Origin of the sequence: Caenimonas soli, from assembly GCF_013155545.1 — a bacterium.
In the GTDB taxonomy this organism is placed as follows: Bacteria; Pseudomonadota; Gammaproteobacteria; order Burkholderiales; family Burkholderiaceae_C; genus Ramlibacter; species Ramlibacter soli.
On the sequence record NZ_JABJVV010000007.1, the window covers coordinates 228,672 to 245,486 of the forward strand.

Consider the following 16,815-nt stretch of genomic DNA (forward strand, 5'->3'; position numbering starts at 1 on the left):
GCCTGATCGTAGTGGCGCCGCCACCTTCTGAAATGCGACAGAAAGACAGCTTTCTGCGAAAATCGGCCAATGCCCCGCCGCGCCACCTTGCGAACCACGCCGCTCGGCGATACCGATCCGTTTCAGCCCAGCCGCCAACGCCCGGTGCGGGTGCGGGCCCGGGCCATGCCCGCCGACACCCATTTCGAACCGCACAGCCACGCCTGGTCGCAACTGGCCTATTGCGCGAGCGGCATCGTGCAAGTGAGAGCCGAGCAAGGCGCGCCGGCGAGAGACGAAGTCACCTACATCATTCCGCCTTCGCGCGCGGTGTGGATCGCGCCGGGTGCCCGGCACGCCATACACGTGCTGGAAGACGCGCAGTTCCGCACGCTCTATATCGATGCCTCCGTCACGCCGCCCGGCTGGAGCGGCTGCCGCGTGATCGTGGTTTCATCGCTGCTGCGCGAGTTGGTCCAGGCGCTCGATGCGCAGCCGGGAGCACCGCTGCCGAAGGCGCGAGAAGCGCTGCTCAGCGAACTGGTGCTGGACGAGATCACTCACGCCGACATCCAGGCGCTCGGCGTGCCGCTGCCCCACGCCCAGGCGGGCGACAAGCGGCTGCGCGCGCTGTGCGAAGCGGTGCTGCGCGCGCCCTCGCAGCGCAGTACCCTGGCGGAATGGGCGGCCGAATTCGGCGCCAGCGAACGCACGATGGCGAGACTGTTTCGCGAGGAATTGGGCACGAGTTACCAGCAGTGGCGCCAGCAGGCGATCCTCGCGCATGCCCTGCCGATGCTGGCCCGGGGCGTTCCCGTGAGCCACGTAGCCGCCTCCAGCGGCTATGCCAGCGACAGCGCCTTTACCGCGATGTTCAAGGGAGCGATGGGACAGCCACCCAGCCAGTTCCATGGCAGGAACTGACTGACTCGCTCGCGCATCCTCACGTCGCGGCAGGCGGTACCCGTCGGGGGCTCATACTGTGGCGGTCGGCGCTTTCTGCGCCGACTCCGCTGCGAGGCTCGGCCTGGGGTCGGCGTCGCGAAACTCACTACGCGCCCTGAGGCCGCTGCGTTCAAACAGCCGCGACGAGTCAGTCACGAAGCGCTGCGCGCCCGCCCCCAGGCCGAGCCTCGCAGCCGCCACAGAAATCGCCCCCGCCGGGTACCGCCTGCCGCGAGCCAACGTGGTGGGCGTGCGTGCGACGAACACCAACCACCTCCCTGCAAAGGCGTGTCCGGGCAGGCCGTGGCGCATCGTTGCGAGGCGCCTGGGTTTGCTCGATTTCGTGGCCGCGCGCAGCGCTTCGTGCTCTGACTTGTCGCAGCTGTTTGAGCGTAGCGGCCCCAGGGCGCGTAGCGAGTTCTGCGACGGGCCGCGAAATCGAGCAAACCCAGGGAAGTCGGTGCGAAGGCACCGACCGCCTTGTCGATGCGACGCGGCCTGCCCGGACACGCCTTTGCCGCGCGGTCAGCGCCACAAGGCCTGCATCGCCTCCCGCATGCCCTGCGCCAGGCCAGTCTGCGCCCCCTCCGCCAGAACCCGACGCCCCGCGACGAACACCTGGGCGAAGCGCGCGTCGGGACTGGAAAACACCAGCGCATCGAGCAGATGGTCGGCAGGGACTGCCAGCAGCGAGGGCGACTCGGTATCGACCACCAGAAAGTCGGCGCGCTGCCCCTGCGCCAAGCCGCCGAGCGGCAGTCCTGCGGCCGCCGTTCCCCCTTCCAGCGCACCCTGGAACAGTGCCGTGGCCGTGCTCTCGCACAAGGCGGCGCGCGCCGCGACGTTGCGCTGGCGCAGGCCCAGGCGCTGCGAGTATTCGAGCAGCCGCAGTTCTTCCTGCCAGCTGCGCGTGACATGGCTGTCCGAGCCGATCGACCAGTTGCCGCTCTGGCCCAGCCAGGCCGGAAGATCGAAGATGCCGTCGCCCAGGTTGGCCTCGGTGCTGGGACACAGCACGATCGAGGCGCGCCGGTTACGCAGTTCCTCCAGCTCGGCCGGTGTGCAATGGGTGGCGTGCACCATGTTCCAGCGGGCATCCACATCGACGTGCTCGCACAACCACTCGACCGGTCCGCGGCCATGCAGCGCGATGCAGTCTTCCACTTCGCGCCGCTGCTCGGCGATGTGGATATGGATCGGCATCTCCGCGCCGGCGGCGGCCGCCGCTTCGCGCAGGGCGCCCTTGTCGACGGCGCGCAGCGAGTGCAGCGCGATGCCGGCCGTGATCCCACTGCCCTCGCCGGCCTGCCGCATGGTCTCCTTGGCGATGCGCAGCACCGAATCGGGCGTGGACCCGAACCGCCGCTGATCTTCGCGCAGGCCGGACGCACCGAAACCCGATCGCATGTACAAGGTCGGCAGAAGCGTCAGGCCGATCCCCACTCGCTGCGCGGCACGGACCAGCGCCAATGCCATTTCCCCCGGCTCGGCATAGGGCCGGCCTTGCGGGTCGTTGTGCAGGTAGTGAAATTCGCAGACTTGCGTGTAGCCGGCCTGCAGCAGCTCCGCGTACAGGAAGGCGGCGATAGCTTCCAGCTGCCCGGGCGTCACGCGATGCGCGGCGCTGTACATGCGGTCGCGCCAGCTCCAGAAGTCTTCTTCGCCGTCCTGGCTGCGTTCGGTCAGGCCGGCGATGGCCCGCTGGAATGCATGGCTGTGGCCGTCGACCAATCCGGGCAACACCGGGCCGGCGAGCGTTACCGCTCCCTGCCGCATTTCGGACGGCGCATCGGGCGTGATCTCGCTCCAGCGACCGTCGGGCGCCACCGTGAGCAGAACGTCATGGGCCCAGGCGCCGCCTACCCAGGCTGCGGGCGCTAGAAAGCGCTGCTTGTCAGCGGGCATGGAGAGCCTCGCAAGCGGAAAGCGCCGCGGCCAGCATGTCCTTGAGGACCGGCTGTATGCCCTGGGCCAGCGCCTGGTCGTAGGCGTATGGCGGCGACTCGCCCATGTACAGGCTCTGGCACATCTCCAGCTGCACCGCATGCACATGCTGCTTGGGATCGCCATAGTTGCGCGTGATGTAGCCGCCCTTGAACCGGCCGTTGACGACATGGCTCACATCGGCATAGCGGGCCGCCGCGCCGGCCACAGCCTGCGCGATCGCCGGGTCGGCGCTGGCCCCATCCGCAGTGCCGATGTTCAGGTCGGGCAGCGTGCCTTCGAACAGCCACGGGATCTCGGAGCGGATGCTGTGTGCATCCCATAGCAGCACGTAGCCATGCTCGGCCCTGATACGGTCGATTTCCTGCCTCAGGGCCTCGTGATAAGGCTCCCAATACGTGGCCCGGCGACGCGCCCGCTCCTCGGGCGAGGGTTCCCGCCCCGGCCGGTAAAGCGGGTCGCCGCTGAAGAAACGGGTCGGGCACAGCTCGGTGTTAGAGGCGCCGGGGTACATCGGTGCGTCGTCCGGCGGGCGGTTCAGGTCGATCACATAGCGCGAGTAGCGCGGTCGCAATACGTTGGCACCCAGCGCCGGCAGGCAGTTGTAGAGTCGATCCAGGTGCCAGTCCGTGTCTTCCGCGGCGAGGGCGCGCGGCATGTAATCGTCGCGCAGTTCCTGCGGGATGTCGGAGCCAATGTGCGGCATGCTTACCAGCAGCGGTGCCGCACCGTGATTGAGAGTGAAGGTCATAGAACGCGTCCGCAAAAAACGGTCTGCCGATGGGGATTGAATCCGATTGCGTACGCGAGCTGGGCCGGTCGCTCGACGTCCCAGACCACGAAGTCCGCGCGCAGGCCGGCAGCCAGGGCGCCGCGGTCCCGCAGGCCCAGCGCCTGTGCCGCATGGCGTGTCACGCCCAGAAGGGCCTCTTCCGGTGTGAGCCTGAACAAGGTGCAAGCCATATTGAGCATGAGGAGCAGTGAAGTGCAGGGCGAACTGCCCGGATTGCAGTCGGTGGACACCGCCATCGGCACGCCATGTGCGCGCAGCAGCGCCACGGGCGGCAGACGGGTTTCGCGCAGGAAGTAGAAGGCGCCCGGCAGAAGTACCGCCACGGAGCCTGCGCGGCCCATCGCAGCCGCGCCCTCCTCGCCCAGCCACTCGAGATGGTCGCAGCTGAGCGCGCCATAGCGTGCCGCCAGCGCGGCGCCACCACTGTCGCTGAGTTGCTCGGCATGGAGCTTCACCGGCAGGCCGAGCCGATGCGCGGCCTCGAACACCCGCTCGGTCTGGGCCGGGCTGAAGGCGATGCGCTCGCAGAATGCATCCACGGCATCGATCAGCCCTTGCTCGTGCAACAGCGGCAGCATGCGCAGCACTTCTTCGATGTAGTCGTCCGGCCGCCCGCTGAATTCCGGCGGCAGGGCATGGGCCCCCAGGAAGGTGGTTCGCACGTCCACCGGTTCGCGCGTGCCGAATGCACGGGCGGCCCGCAAGGTCTTGCGCTCATGCTCCAGCGACAGGCCGTAGCCGGATTTGATCTCGATGGTCGTGACGCCCTCGCTCATGAGGGCCAGCAACCGCGGCAGGGCTTGCGCCAGCAACTCGGATTCAGTCGCGGCACGTGTGGCGCGCACGGTGGACGCGATGCCCCCGCCGGCGCGCGCGATGTCCTCGTAGCTGGCGCCCCCCAGGCGCAGCTCGAACTCGTTGGCGCGGTCACCGCCATAGAGAAGATGGGTATGGCAATCGATCAGGCCCGGGGTGATGAGCGCACCCGCGCAGTCATATAGCGCATCGCTGCGGTCGCGCCAGGTCTCGGGCAGCTCGCTCATGGGGCCTACCCAGGCCAAGCGATCCCCTTCCACGGCGATAGCCGCATCCTCGACCAGCCCGTAGGGTTGCGCGGCACCGGCTTGCATGGTCGCTGCGCGGCAGTGGGTCCACAGCTGCACGGTCATGGGGCTATCTCCATCCAGAGCGCGTCCTCGCCTGAGAGCTCAAGCTGTCCTTGCGAATCCAGTATGCGCCAAGCCAAGGTATTTGGCGGAATTTCTATCAGCTCCGCCCCGCAGCGTAGGACGGTATTGCCCTGTTGCGAGTACGCCGCCACCAAGGCTCCGGCCTTGCACGAAGCGCGATGCGAGCCGCTCAACCGATGCATCCGGGCCGTGCCTCGCTGCAGCATCAGGTTGAAGTCCCGCGTAGGCCCTGCCAACAGTTGGCAGACCGTGTCGGCGCCGCCATCGAAGATGAAAGGTGGAGACCCGGCCGTCAGTTCGCGAACCTGTCCAGCCACCGTCAACCGTACCCCGCTTCCCGACAGGACGGCGAACCAGCGTTGAACGCCGGGAAACTGCGAAAACGGGCCATCGCGCGCCACCTCGGCCACCGAAATGCGGAGGGCCCAATCGCTGGCGCTTGGCCAAGCCAACAATTCCCGCGTGACGCCGCCGCCGTTGCGCCAGGGCATCGCGGCCACTTCATCCAACGTGATCAAAGCCCAGCTCATGCCTGGAACTGCCCGGCAAAACTGTAGCGGGTCCCTGGATAGACCAGGCGCGCCACGCTGGCGACATGGGCGCCGCTGACGGTGCGCCGCATCATGATCAGGCAAGGCTCGCTGCGCTTGATGGCCAGTTCCTTCGCCTCCTCGGCCGTCGGCAGGCAGGCTTCTATGGAGTAGCTGGCCTCGGTCAGTGGCGCATGCCGCAACAGGTGCAAGGTCGGCGAAGTCTGGGTGAAGTCGGTCTCCAGGTACTTGGGCGCCGCTGCCGGGTTGACGTAGCGATCCTCGTACTGGATGGGCACTCCGTTCTCCATATGCAAAAGCACCGTGTGAAATACCGCACCCCCGGCGCGCAGGCCCAGCGATGCGGCGAGCTCGGCTCGCGCCTTCTCCTTGGCCGAGAGCAGGACACGCGACGTGTGCAGATGGCCGCGCTCGGCCACCTCCTCGTGGATGTCGCGAATGGTGAGCTTGGACGAGATGCGGTGCAGCTGGGCCACCTTTGTACCCGAGCCCTGCACGCGCGTCACCAGGCCTTCGCCCGCCAGCTCGCGCAGCGCCCGATTGACGGTCATGCGGCTGATCCCGAACTGCTGCATGAGCGCGGACTCGCTGGGCACCGGGTCGCCCGGGCGCCACTCGCCGCTGCCAATGTGCTGCTTGATGAAGGCCTTCACCTGCTCGTAGGCAGGGAGATCGCTTTTTGCCATGGCGGGAGCTTACCCCAGTTGACACAAGTTGTATAGACAACTACGATCCGCCGGATTGAAGGAGCAGTTCATGTCCGACCTCTCGCAAACGCCTTTCCTGGACAGCAAAGCCCGGCCCGTGCGGGCGCCCATTGGCTCGCAGCTGTCCTGCGCCAACTGGCAGATAGAAGCCGCCTACCGCATGATCCAGAACAACCTGGATCCGGCCGTGGCAGAAAACCCCGACGAACTGGTGGTCTATGGCGGCATCGGCAAGGCGGCACGCAATTGGCCTTGCTTCGACGCCATCCTCGACTCGTTGCGCAAGCTCCAGCCCGACGAAACCCTCCTCGTCCAATCCGGCAAACCGGTGGGCGTGTTTCGCACCCACGCCGGCGCGCCGCGCGTGTTGATCGCCAACTCCAACCTGGTGCCCAAATGGGCCACCTGGGAACACTTCAACGAACTGGACCGGGCGGGCCTGATGATGTTCGGCCAGATGACGGCCGGCAGCTGGATCTACATCGGCACGCAAGGCATCGTCCAGGGCACGTACGAGACCTTTGTCGAAGCCGGGCGCCAGCACTACAACGGCGACCTGTCGGGCCGCTGGGTCCTCACCGCCGGCCTGGGCGGCATGGGGGGCGCACAACCGCTGGCTGCCTCCTTCGCCGGTGCCTGTTCGCTGAACATCGAATGCCAGCAGACCCGCATCGATTTCCGGCTGCGTACCAAGTACCTCGACAAGCAGGCCAAAACCCTCGACGAGGCGCTGGAGATGATCCGGCATCACACCGCACGCAAAGAGGCCATCTCGATTGGCCTTTGCGGCAACGCCGCTGAAATCGTGCCGGAGCTGGCGCGTCGCGCCAAGGCCGGCGGCATCCGGCCCGACATCGTCACCGACCAGACTTCGGCCCACGACATCATCAACGGTTACTTGCCCATCGGCTGGACGGTGACCCAATGGCAGGCCGCGCAAAAGGACCCGTCCCAGCATGCCCGGCTCACGCAGGCAGCGGGTGAGTCCTGCGCCACGCACGTCCAGGCGATGCTCGAGTTTCATGAAATGGGCGTGCCCACCGTGGATTACGGCAACAACCTGCGCCAGGTCGCCAAGGATTTCGGCGTGGCCGATGCTTTCGACTACCCGGGTTTCGTACCGGCCTACATCCGTCCGCTGTTCTGCCGCGGCGTCGGCCCGTTCCGTTGGGTCGCGCTGTCCGGCGATCCCGAGGACATCCGCAAGACCGACGCGAAAATGAAGGAGCTGTTCCCGCAGAACAAGCACCTGCACCGGTGGCTGGACATGGCCGAGCAGCGCATCAGCTACCAGGGCCTGCCTGCGCGCATCTGCTGGATCGGCCTGGGCGAGCGGCACCTGGCGGGCCTGGCCTTCAACGAGATGGTCAAGAGCGGTGAGCTCAAGGCGCCCATCGTGATCGGGCGCGACCACCTGGACAGCGGCTCGGTGGCTTCGCCCAACCGCGAGACCGAGAGCATGAAGGACGGCAGCGACGCGGTGAGCGACTGGCCGCTGCTCAACGCCCTGCTCAATACGGCCAGTGGCGCGACCTGGGTCAGCATTCATCACGGCGGTGGTGTCGGCATGGGTTACTCGCAGCATGCCGGCGTGGTGATCGTTTGCGACGGCACGGCGGAGGCCGCAGGCAAGATCGAACGGGTGCTGTTCAACGATCCGGCGACCGGCGTGATGCGTCACGCCGATGCAGGTTACGACATCGCCGTCGCATCAGCGCGCGAGAACAAACTCAAACTACCGATGTTGGGATGAGCGTGACCGAAAAAGAAATCATCGTCCCCGGCCGGCTGACGCTCGCGCAGTTGCAGCGCCTGTGCGGCACCGAGCGCGTCATCGTTGAGCTCGATCCGGCCTGCCGCGCTGTCGTGCGCGCGAGTGCGGATCTGGTACGCAAAGCGACCGAGGGCGATGCGCCGGTCTACGGCGTCAATACCGGCTTTGGCAAGCTGGCCACCACCCGCATCGCCCGCGATGACCTGGCCGTCCTGCAGCTCAAGCTGCTGCGATCGCACGCCGTCGGCGTCGGAGAGCCTATGGCGGAAACGGTCGTGCGGCTGATCCTGCTGCTCAAGGCCGCCAGCCTGGCGCGTGGCTTTTCGGGCGTGCGCGAGGACGTCATCGACACGCTCCTGGCCCTTCACAACAAGGGCGTGACGCCGGTGATCCCCTGCCAGGGTTCGGTCGGCGCCTCGGGCGATCTGGCGCCGCTGGCGCACCTGTGCCTGCCGCTGGTTGGCGAGGGGGAGGTTTTCTATCAGGGCCAGCGCATGCCGGCGGCCCATGCACTGGAACGCGCCGGCATCCACCCGATCCAGCTTTCAGCCAAGGAGGGCCTGGCGCTGATCAACGGTACGCAGGTGTCCACGGCCCTGGCTTTGGACGCGCTGCTGGCGACCGACCGGTTGTTCGAAGCCACGGTGGTTTCGGGCGCCCTCACGCTGGACGCAGCCCGCGGCAGCGACGGGCCTTTCGATCCCCGCATCCATGCGGTGCGCGGCCAGCCCGGGCAAATCGCTTGCGCTGCGGCTTATCGCGCATTGATGGTCGGCAGCGAGATCCGCCGCTCCCACCTGGAGAACGATGACCGCGTGCAGGACCCGTACAGCCTGCGCTGCCAGCCCCAGGTCATGGGCGCCTGCCTCGACCAGATGCGTTATACGACGCAGGTGCTGGTGCGCGAGGCCAACGCCGTCACCGACAACCCCTTGGTCTTCGCCGCCGATGGCCATATGGTGTCTGGCGGGAATTTTCACGCCGAGCCGGTGGCCCTGGCCGCCGATGCGCTGGCGGTGGCAATCGCGGAAATCGGCGCGATCACCGAGCGTCGCATCGCCATGCTGGTGGACACGGCGGTCTCGCGCCTGCCGCCCTTCCTCACGCCGGAACCGGGCCTGAACTCGGGCTTCATGATCGTGCATGTCACGGCCGCGGCACTCGCCTCCGAGAACAAGTCGCTCGCCCACCCGGCCAGCGTCGACAGCCTGCCCACGTCGGCCAACCAGGAAGACCACGTCAGCATGGCCACCTTCGCGGCGCGGCGCCTGGGCGCGATGCTGAAGAACACGGCGCACATCGTGGCGATCGAGCTGCTCGCCGCCGCTCAAGGCATCGAGTTTCTCAGGCCTTTGAAGAGCGCGCCCGCACTGGAGGGCGCGCTGCGCCTGGTGCGCAGCGTGTCGCCTGCGATGATGCAGGACCGAAGCCTGGCGCGCGATATCGAGGCCGTGCACCACCTGGTGGCAGCCGGTGACATCGGCCGCGCGATCGAGGCCGAGATCCCCGAGTTGCAAGCATTGCGACTGGCATGAACCCTTTTTTTGTTTCTTCCCACATCAACCCACGAAGGACGCCATCATGAAAAAGCTGCTTGCCCTTTCACTCGCGCTGCTGGTCTGCGGCATGGCCCAGGCCCAGGAAACCAAGGTCGCGGTCGGCATCTCGGGCTGGACCGGCTTTGCGCCGCTGACGCTCGCCAAGGAAGCCGGCATCTTCAAGAAGAACGGCCTCGACGTCAGCATCAAGAAGATCCCGCAAAAGGATCGCCACCTGGCCATCGCTTCGGGCGATGTGCAGTGCGCGGCAACGACCGTTGAAACCTGGATCGTCTGGAACGCCAACGGCGTCGCCACCACCCAGATCTTCCAGCTCGACAAGAGCTACGGCGCCGACGGCATGGTCGTCAAACCCAACATCACCAAGATCAGCGATTTGAAGGGTAAGACCGTCGCCGCCAGTGCACCGGGTACCGCGCCCTACTTCACCCTGGCCTGGATGCTCAAGAAGAACGGGCTCACCACCAAGGACGTGAAGGTCGTCAACCTGGAGCCCCAGGCCGCCGCCAACGCCATGATCGCGGGCACCGGCGACATTGATGCCGCCATGACCTACGAGCCGTATCTCAGCGCCGTGCGCGCCAAGCCGGAGGCCGGCAAGATCATCGCCACCACGCTGGACTACCCGATGGTGATGGACACCTTCGGCTGCACGCCCAAGTTCCTCTCCGAGAACCCGAAGGCAGCGAAGGCCCTGGCCGACAGCTACTTCGAAGCAGTGGACATGATCAAGCGCGAGCCGAAAAAGAGCTTCGAGATCATGGGCGCGGACGTCAAGCAAAGCGGCGAGGCCTTCGAGAAATCGGCGGCCTACCTGCGCTGGCAGGATCGCGATGCCAACGTCAAGTTCTTCTCGGCCGAACACGCCGCCTTCAGCAAGGAAGCGGCCGAGTTGCTGATGGAAGCCGGCATCATCAAGCAGCTGCCGGACATGAGCAAGCTGGCCGACACGCGTTTCCTCAAGTAGATCGCTTCCGGTGCGCCCACTACAAGCCGTGAACCCCAGCGCGCGAGTCGCGCTGGGCATCTCCTTTTTCGTCCTTTTCTTCCTGGTCTGGGCCGCGGCCACGCTGGGGGGCTTCGTTTCCAAGACCTTCCTGGCCGATCCCATCACCATGGTGAGGTCGGGTTACGACCTGCTGGCGAACCAGGGCTTCATCAAGGACATCGGCATGACCGTCTGGCGGGTGCTGGGCGGCTTCGTCATCGCCGCCGTGCTGGCCGTGCCCTTGGGCGTGGCGATGGGTGCCTACAAGCCCGTGGAAGCCTTCTTCGAGCCCTTCGTGAGCTTCGCGCGCTACCTACCCGCTTCCGCCTTCATCCCGCTCCTGATCCTGTGGGCCGGCATCGGCGAGGCGCAGAAGCTGGCCGTGATCTTCATCGGCTCGTTCTTCCAGCTGGTGCTGATGATCGCGGTGAGTGTGGGCAATACGCGGCGCGACCTGGTCGAGGCGGCCTACACGCTGGGCGCGGGCGACCGCGGCGTCGTCAGCCGCGTGCTCCTGCCCAGCAGCGCGCCCGAGATCGCCGAAACGCTGCGCATGGTGCTGGGCTGGGCCTGGACCTACGTGATCGTGGCGGAGCTGATCGGCGCCTCAAGCGGCATCGGCCACATGATCACCGACAGCCAGGCGCTGCTGGCGACCGACCAGATCATCTTCGGCATCATCGTGATCGGGCTGATCGGCCTGGCCAGCGATTTCGCTTTCAAGGCCTTTAACTGCCACCTCTTCCCCTGGGCACAGATCGGCCGATGAGCATTCTCCAAATCACCCGCGTCTCCAAGACCTTCCCCGGCGCCGACGGCGGCACGCTGGCGCTGCAGGCCACCGACCTGCAGGTCGAAGAGAACGACTTCATCACCATCCTCGGCCCTTCGGGTTGCGGCAAGAGCACCTTGCTGCGCATGGTGGCCGGGCTGGATACCCCCACCACCGGGAGCATCGAGCTGGATGGCCGGCCCGTGATCGGCCCGGGCGCCGACCGCGGCATGGTGTTCCAGAGCTACACGCTCTTTCCCTGGCTCACCGTACTGCAGAACGTGTGCTTCGGCTTGCGCGAAAAAGGCATGCCACAGTCTGAACAGCATGCGCTGGCCTGGCAGTTCATCGCCAAGGTGGGGCTGAAGGGGTTCGAGAACCACTTTCCCAAGCAGCTCTCCGGCGGCATGCAGCAGCGCACCGCGCTGGCGCGCGCTTTGGCGAACAACCCGCGCATCCTCCTGATGGACGAGCCCTTCGGCGCGCTCGATCACCAGACCCGCGAGCTGATGCAGGAGCTGCTGCAAGCCATCTGGGAAGCCGAGCGCAAGACGGTGCTGTTCGTCACGCACGACATCGACGAGGCCATCTTCATGGGCAACCGCGTGGTGGTCATGAGCGCCCGGCCCGGCCGCATCAAGTGCGACCTGCCGGTACCGCTGGAGCACCCCCGGCACTATTCGGTGAAGACGACACCGGTGTTCATGGATCTCAAGGCCCGGCTCACCCAGGAAATCCGCATCGAGGTACAGCGGGCGGCGGGCCTGCTCGAGCCGGGGGAAGCCACGCTGCAAGCATGAAGAAGAGCGCCGGCTTGCTGATGTACCGGCGCACCGGCGCGGGGGAAGTCGAGGTTCTGCTCGCCCATCCGGGCGGGCCGTTCTGGCGCGGCAAGGACGAAGGCGCCTGGACCATCCCCAAAGGGGAATACGACGAGCCTGAAGACCCGCTGGCGGCAGCCCTACGCGAGTTCGGCGAGGAAACCGGCTTTGCCGTGTCGCCGCCGTTCCGGCCGCTGGGGGAGATCGTGCAGAAAAGCGGCAAGCGGATCCTCGCGTGGGCATTCGCCGGCGACTGCGATCCCGCGCAGTTGCGCAGCAATACCTTCGAAGTCGAATGGCCCCCGCGATCGGGGCGCAGGCAAAGTTTTCCCGAGATAGACCGCGTCGAGTGGTTCGCGCTCGACGCGGCGAAACGCAAGATCAATCCGGCCCAATGCGCCCTGCTCGAGCGCCTGGCAGTCGCTGCTAGAGACGCGCCGGCCTGAGCTTGAAGGACGGCATCCGCATGCGTTGCTGGAGTTGCCTGATGCCGAACGCGTGCTTGGCGACGTGCAGAGTCCGGCGGTCCGCCATCCTGTCCCAAGCGGCTCGCATGGCCAGCCGGGCCTCATCCATGGAAAGCCGGGAGTCCCCCTTGATGCGCTCCCAGTTGGCCCAGAGCGAGCGCTCGGCATCGTCGTAGCCGCCGCCGTACTGGGCATAGCCAATGTAGCCAACGCAATACGCAGGCGCATAGTCTTCGTAGTCGAACCCGGCGCTGTAATAGCGCTCGCGCCAGAAGGACCGGCGCCAGTAGGCGTCCTCTTCCTGCGCATTGACCCGGCTGACCGCGGCCGCCGGGTCGATGGTGTCCTGATCGTCGAAGCTGTGCTCTGTGGATGCCATGGCAGTCTCCTCGTGAAGATTTGTGAGGCCATCCTCGGCCACGCCCGGGCACTGCCGCGTAGGACGGCACGCCTGCAGGCGTGTCGGAAGAAAGGCATATTGGGACCCGGGAAAATCCCGCATTCCGGGCCCGGCCGCCCAGCCGCTATACTTTCAATAGCGTCACCAAGAGACAGACAAATGGGCCGGAGCCTTGCCACGTATTACGACATCCTTCGGGTCGGCCGCGGTGCCGATCCGGACGGCGTGCGCTCGGCCTATCGCCGGCTGGCGCAGAAATACCACCCGGACAAATTGCCCAACAATGCCGATGCCGTCCGGGTGATGGCCATGCTCAACGAGGCGTACGCCGTCCTGTCCGACCCGCGCCAGCGAGCCAGCTACGACCGGCGGATCCAGCAAGCGCAGGCCTATGCCAGCCGGGCGAAGCGCGGCGCCATGGCCCCTGTCGACGTGCCGACCGCCGCGTGGCCGTGGTACCTGCTGTTTGCCACGATGGCGTTCGCCTTGGCCACTTTCGGCACGGTGCTCTACAAGACGCTCGTGCCCGGCGTTGCCGTCGCGGTCGCCATGCCGGCCGTCCAGTCGCCAGCCCCGGCAAAACCGGCCAAAAACTAGGGGCTGTCGCCTTCGTGGCTGGCGTGCCGCGCCCCTGCGCGGATACTCCCGGGCAACCGGAGAAACTCATGGACATTCGTGGAAAAGTCGCCATCGTGACCGGTGGCGCAAGCGGCATCGGTGCCGGGCTGGCAAAGCGATTCGTGGCCGAGGGCGCGCGCGGCGTCGTCGTTGCCGACGTCAACCTGGAACGCGCCGAGGGCGTGGCCCGCGAGATCGGCGCGGTCGCCGTGCGGTGCGACGTCAGCCGCGAGGCCGACATCCAGGCCCTGGTGGCGACGACACGCGAGCGCTTCGGCCAGGTGGACATCTTCATGTCCAACGCCGGCATCCTGGGCCGGGAGGGCGGCATCGAGCTGGAGGATGCGCTGTGGGACAAGATGTGGCAGATCCACGGCATGGCCCATGTGTGGGCCGCACGGGCCGTGGTGCCGGAAATGGTGGCGCGGGGAGAAGGCTACTTCGTGGTCACGGCCTCGGCAGCGGGGCTGCTCAACATCGTGGAAAGCGCCCCCTATGGGGTAACTAAGCACGCGGCGCTGGCCTTCGCCGAATGGTTGCGAATTGCCTACGGCCGCCGTGGCGTTCGGGTGTCGTGCCTTTGCCCGCAGTCGGTGCAGACCGATATGGTCACCGGCGACGGCGGCTCGGCCGGCCATGACGGCATCCTGACGCCCGAGCAGGTCGCCGAGGAAGTCGTGGCGACGATGCGCGACGAGAAATTCCTGGCCCTGCCCCATCCGTCGGTGGCCAAGTACTTCCTCAACAAGGCCCAGGACTACGACCGCTGGATCGGCGGCATGCAGAAGCTGTATGCCATGCACTCGGCCAAGGGCGCCTGAGCAAGCGCCTTACTTCCCGAACAGGCCGACGGCACCGACGATGATCAGGTAGACCGCCACGATGTAGTTGAGCAGCCGCGGCATGAGGAGGATCAGGATGCCGGCCACGAGTGCTGCGACGGGACCGATATGCGGAATGAGGTTCATGCTGGATCTCCCTGTTGTGTGGGCCGCAGTATGACCCAGCGGGGCCCTGCGTGGGGCCGTCCTGCACTCAGCTCAGCCGAAAACTCCCTTGGCCAGATGCCGCGCGAAACTCTCGGTCCATGACCGCCCGGCGCTGGCCTCGTACTGCGCCGCGGCGCTGCGCGTAGCCACGTGAACACGGCGCAGCGTGCGTCCCAAGCCAGCCAGTGTCGCCTCGAACAGCTCGGCCTTGAATGCCAGCGGATCCCTGCCGCTGGCGCGGATGGCCTGCTCGAAGTCTTGCCGCTCGGTGGCGGAAATGTCTGCACGGTGAACCAGCATGTGAAGACCTTTCGAATCCCTACGCCCGTTCAACGCGCGGATGAACGGGCCCGATGCTGGGGATTACGCTGATGGCTCGGCAGGAACTTTCAAGCGCCGACCGTCAACACCGCCGCCCGCCTGCAGGAGCTGTGCAAGGGCTATGGCGCACGGCTGGTGATTTCGCAGCAAGTGTTGCAGGGTGCCAAGGTGGACGCATCGCGGCTGGCGCGACACACGATTTCCGTGCGCGGCCGCACGGCAGACCTGGTCATCTACGCCGTCGCTTCGCCGAGCGAACTGAAATTGGAATCTGACCCCACTTAGCGTTCCTAGCGCCACTTAGCGTTCCAGTCTCGTGGCGAACCGGGCCCTGGCCTTAGCGGCCTCGATCTCGCGATTCTTGGGCTCGGACGTGGTGACCAGTGACGCGATCAGGTCGCGGGCCACCGCGGCTATCTCTTCGACGGCGCGATCGAAGGCTTCCTCGTTGGCCTTGGACGGCACATTGAACCCGCTCAGTTTGCGAACGAATTGCAGCGATGCATCCCGTATCTCCAGCTCGGTGGCCGGCGGCTCGAAATTGAACAGGGTCTTGATGTTGCGACACATGATGTTTCACTCTCCGCGTAATCCCCAGCTAAGAAGCCGCTAAGTGCCAGCTAAAGGCCGCCATCTACAGTCACTGCACGGCTGACGCGCAAGGTCTGCGTACCGGCCGAAGCCCAAGTTCTGTTTGCCCTGAAAGGAAAATTACCATGAAATTCAAGATCGCTTCCGCCCTCCTCGTCGCCGCCGTTGCCGGCACCGCCTTCGCCGAGACCCCCACCGTGGTCAAGGAGCCTTTCGTCTCTACCAAGAGCCGCGCCGAGGTGCAGGCCGAACTGTTCGCCTACAAGCAGGCCGGCGTGAACCCCTGGTCCACGTCGTACAACCAGTTGGCGGGCTTCAAGAGCACCGCCAGCCGCCAGCAAGTGGTGGCTGAATACCTGGGCGCCCGCAACGAAGTGGCGGCTATCAACGGCGAAGACAGTGGCTCTGCCTACCTGGCCCAGGCCTCTGCGCAACGCACCCGCAGCGGCCCGATCCTGGCCGGCCATCCCGTCAACGCGCAGTAAGACCCGCGTGCCGACTCAGCTGTTGCGCGATCGAGCCTTCTTGGCTCGAGAGGGACCGTTCGGCCGCACCCGCGTGACAGCTGTCTCGTCGGCACTTCCCGATTGAAGGACCTCCTGCATGGCGTGCAGCAGGGGGTTCTGACGGGCCGTCTCACCAAAGCTGCGGCCGGCTCCCAGCGAAACCAGCGCGCCCACCGTGTCCATCCATTGCAGCCACCCCTGGGTCATCAGGTCGAAAGTGGTGCGCTGCATTTGCGCGGCGAGGTTCAGGCCCAGGCCGGGAGTTGCGGCCACGGGGGCCTGGCTGACCGCAATGCTGGGAGCTACGGCGACCTCGCTTGCTTCCGGGCTGGCGCCTGCGCGGGCCAGCCGGTCCAGGCCGTCACTGATGTTTTGGGATGACGACAGTGTCATCTCCAGCGTGCGCATGCCGAGGTCGGTCCAGAGCATCACGGGATTGAACGAATTAGGTATGTCGAGGTCCTTGGCCATGGGTTGGTTCCGGTTGAGAGCATCTGGGTGGAGAGTGCGCGACCCAAACGTTGGTTGGTGCGCGCTTGCGTATGTGCGGCGGCTAGCGGCCGCAAGACCGGGCGGAGCGAAAGAATAGCGTCACCTGCGCTCAGCCGGAGTGACAAAGTAATTTCGCCGTTGCGAGGCTTGGCAGCGCTCAGGCTTTCGGCGTCTTCGGCTCGACGTCGCTGATATCGGCTGCGGCCCGCCCGGGCCTTACGATATTTGCTCTTCGCGGGCGGACGACGAAGGGCAAGGTGGACTTGCCGGTCAGCCTGGCCCACGCGGCGCGGACACCCCACACTGCGAGCATCAACGCGGCGGCCACGCTCAAGCTGGCAGCGAACACAAGACCGGCGGCCAGCAGGAAGAGCCGGACAAAAAAAGTCATGAATGTAGGCATGCTCG

The 16,815-nt window shown here is 66.2% G+C and carries 22 protein-coding genes; 11 read left to right on the forward strand and 11 right to left on the reverse strand.

The features are described 5' to 3' along the window. Positions 1–69 precede the first annotated feature (69 nt). A complete protein-coding gene (locus tag HNE04_RS13045) occupies positions 70–903 on the forward strand; it encodes an AraC family transcriptional regulator (protein ID WP_172219541.1) in 834 nt (277 codons plus the stop codon). Between the two features lie 546 nt (positions 904–1,449). Here the strand turns inward: HNE04_RS13045 and HNE04_RS13050 are convergent. The 5 genes from HNE04_RS13050 to hutC are packed head-to-tail and all read right to left on the reverse strand — an operon-like array spanning position 1,450 to position 6,088. Further along, on the reverse strand, positions 1,450–2,829 hold the full coding sequence (locus tag HNE04_RS13050; protein WP_172219542.1) for a formimidoylglutamate deiminase: 1,380 nt from the start codon (positions 2,827–2,829) through the stop codon (positions 1,450–1,452). Further along, positions 2,819–3,619, reverse strand: a complete 801-nt coding sequence (gene hutG, locus HNE04_RS13055; protein ID WP_172219543.1) for an N-formylglutamate deformylase — start codon at positions 3,617–3,619, stop codon at positions 2,819–2,821. Before hutG ends, HNE04_RS13050 begins: the two co-directional genes overlap by 11 nt. After that, positions 3,616–4,830 (reverse strand): imidazolonepropionase, encoded by a 1,215-nt coding sequence (gene hutI, locus HNE04_RS13060; protein ID WP_172219544.1) that lies wholly within the window; start codon positions 4,828–4,830, stop codon positions 3,616–3,618. Before hutI ends, hutG begins: the two co-directional genes overlap by 4 nt. Continuing rightward, on the reverse strand, positions 4,827–5,381 hold the full coding sequence (locus HNE04_RS13065) for a HutD/Ves family protein (protein WP_172219545.1): 555 nt from the start codon (positions 5,379–5,381) through the stop codon (positions 4,827–4,829). The genes hutI and HNE04_RS13065 overlap by 4 nt, the downstream gene beginning before the upstream one ends. Next, positions 5,378–6,088 (reverse strand): histidine utilization repressor, encoded by a 711-nt coding sequence (gene hutC / locus HNE04_RS13070; protein ID WP_172219546.1) that lies wholly within the window; start codon positions 6,086–6,088, stop codon positions 5,378–5,380. Before hutC ends, HNE04_RS13065 begins: the two co-directional genes overlap by 4 nt. A 70-nt stretch (positions 6,089–6,158) precedes the next feature. Between hutC and hutU the strand changes: the two genes are divergently transcribed. From hutU to HNE04_RS13100, 6 genes are read left to right on the forward strand one after another with little or no spacing between them, the layout of a single operon-like run. After that, positions 6,159–7,862 carry a urocanate hydratase gene (hutU, locus tag HNE04_RS13075; RefSeq protein WP_172219547.1) on the forward strand — a complete coding sequence of 568 codons (1,704 nt, stop codon included), beginning with the start codon at positions 6,159–6,161 and terminating at the stop codon, positions 7,860–7,862. Further along, positions 7,859–9,418 carry a histidine ammonia-lyase gene (hutH, locus tag HNE04_RS13080; protein ID WP_172219548.1) on the forward strand — a complete coding sequence of 520 codons (1,560 nt, stop codon included), beginning with the start codon at positions 7,859–7,861 and terminating at the stop codon, positions 9,416–9,418. Before hutU ends, hutH begins: the two co-directional genes overlap by 4 nt. 46 nt (positions 9,419–9,464) lie before the next feature. Then, complete coding sequence (locus tag HNE04_RS13085) at positions 9,465–10,409, forward strand: ABC transporter substrate-binding protein (RefSeq protein ID WP_172219549.1); 945 nt, start codon at positions 9,465–9,467, stop codon at positions 10,407–10,409. A gap of 10 nt (positions 10,410–10,419) precedes the next feature. Next, a complete protein-coding gene (locus HNE04_RS13090) occupies positions 10,420–11,199 on the forward strand; it encodes an ABC transporter permease (protein WP_172219551.1) in 780 nt (259 codons plus the stop codon). After that, on the forward strand, positions 11,196–12,002 hold the full coding sequence (locus HNE04_RS13095) for an ABC transporter ATP-binding protein (RefSeq protein WP_172219553.1): 807 nt from the start codon (positions 11,196–11,198) through the stop codon (positions 12,000–12,002). Before HNE04_RS13090 ends, HNE04_RS13095 begins: the two co-directional genes overlap by 4 nt. Beyond that, positions 11,999–12,469, forward strand: coding sequence for an NUDIX domain-containing protein (locus tag HNE04_RS13100; RefSeq protein WP_172219555.1), 471 nt, complete (start codon positions 11,999–12,001; stop codon positions 12,467–12,469). Before HNE04_RS13095 ends, HNE04_RS13100 begins: the two co-directional genes overlap by 4 nt. Here HNE04_RS13100 and HNE04_RS13105 read toward each other — a convergent pair. Next, complete coding sequence (locus HNE04_RS13105) at positions 12,450–12,869, reverse strand: hypothetical protein (RefSeq protein WP_172219557.1); 420 nt, start codon at positions 12,867–12,869, stop codon at positions 12,450–12,452. The two genes, HNE04_RS13100 and HNE04_RS13105, sit on opposite strands and share 20 nt — an antisense overlap. A 180-nt stretch (positions 12,870–13,049) precedes the next feature. Between HNE04_RS13105 and HNE04_RS13110 the strand changes: the two genes are divergently transcribed. Further along, on the forward strand, positions 13,050–13,487 hold the full coding sequence (locus HNE04_RS13110) for a J domain-containing protein (protein ID WP_172219559.1): 438 nt from the start codon (positions 13,050–13,052) through the stop codon (positions 13,485–13,487). A gap of 68 nt (positions 13,488–13,555) precedes the next feature. Beyond that, entirely contained in the window at positions 13,556–14,329 is a 774-nt protein-coding gene (locus HNE04_RS13115; RefSeq protein WP_172219561.1) for an SDR family oxidoreductase, read from the forward strand. A 9-nt stretch (positions 14,330–14,338) separates the two neighbouring features. On the opposite strand, the gene HNE04_RS13120 is transcribed toward HNE04_RS13115, so the two are convergent. Further along, the gene (locus HNE04_RS13120; RefSeq protein ID WP_172219563.1) at positions 14,339–14,476 is read right to left on the reverse strand and encodes a DUF3096 domain-containing protein; all 138 of its coding nucleotides are present in this window, start codon (positions 14,474–14,476) and stop codon (positions 14,339–14,341) included. Between the two features lie 72 nt (positions 14,477–14,548). Then, positions 14,549–14,797 (reverse strand): hypothetical protein, encoded by a 249-nt coding sequence (locus HNE04_RS13125; protein ID WP_172219565.1) that lies wholly within the window; start codon positions 14,795–14,797, stop codon positions 14,549–14,551. Between the two features lie 156 nt (positions 14,798–14,953). Between HNE04_RS13125 and HNE04_RS13130 the strand changes: the two genes are divergently transcribed. After that, entirely contained in the window at positions 14,954–15,103 is a 150-nt protein-coding gene (locus tag HNE04_RS13130; protein WP_172219567.1) for a hypothetical protein, read from the forward strand. A gap of 15 nt (positions 15,104–15,118) precedes the next feature. Here HNE04_RS13130 and HNE04_RS13135 read toward each other — a convergent pair whose 3' ends face one another. Continuing rightward, a complete protein-coding gene (locus tag HNE04_RS13135; protein ID WP_172219569.1) occupies positions 15,119–15,388 on the reverse strand; it encodes a DUF2277 domain-containing protein in 270 nt (89 codons plus the stop codon). 146 nt (positions 15,389–15,534) lie between these two features. Here HNE04_RS13135 and HNE04_RS13140 point away from each other — a divergent pair, with 146 nt between their 5' ends. Next, on the forward strand, positions 15,535–15,894 hold the full coding sequence (locus tag HNE04_RS13140) for a DUF4148 domain-containing protein (protein WP_172219571.1): 360 nt from the start codon (positions 15,535–15,537) through the stop codon (positions 15,892–15,894). A 15-nt stretch (positions 15,895–15,909) separates the two neighbouring features. Here HNE04_RS13140 and HNE04_RS13145 read toward each other — a convergent pair whose 3' ends face one another. After that, complete coding sequence (locus tag HNE04_RS13145) at positions 15,910–16,386, reverse strand: hypothetical protein (protein WP_172219574.1); 477 nt, start codon at positions 16,384–16,386, stop codon at positions 15,910–15,912. A 178-nt stretch (positions 16,387–16,564) separates the two neighbouring features. Continuing rightward, the gene (locus HNE04_RS13150) at positions 16,565–16,798 is read right to left on the reverse strand and encodes a hypothetical protein (RefSeq protein ID WP_172219711.1); all 234 of its coding nucleotides are present in this window, start codon (positions 16,796–16,798) and stop codon (positions 16,565–16,567) included. Positions 16,799–16,815: the final 17 nt, after the last annotated feature.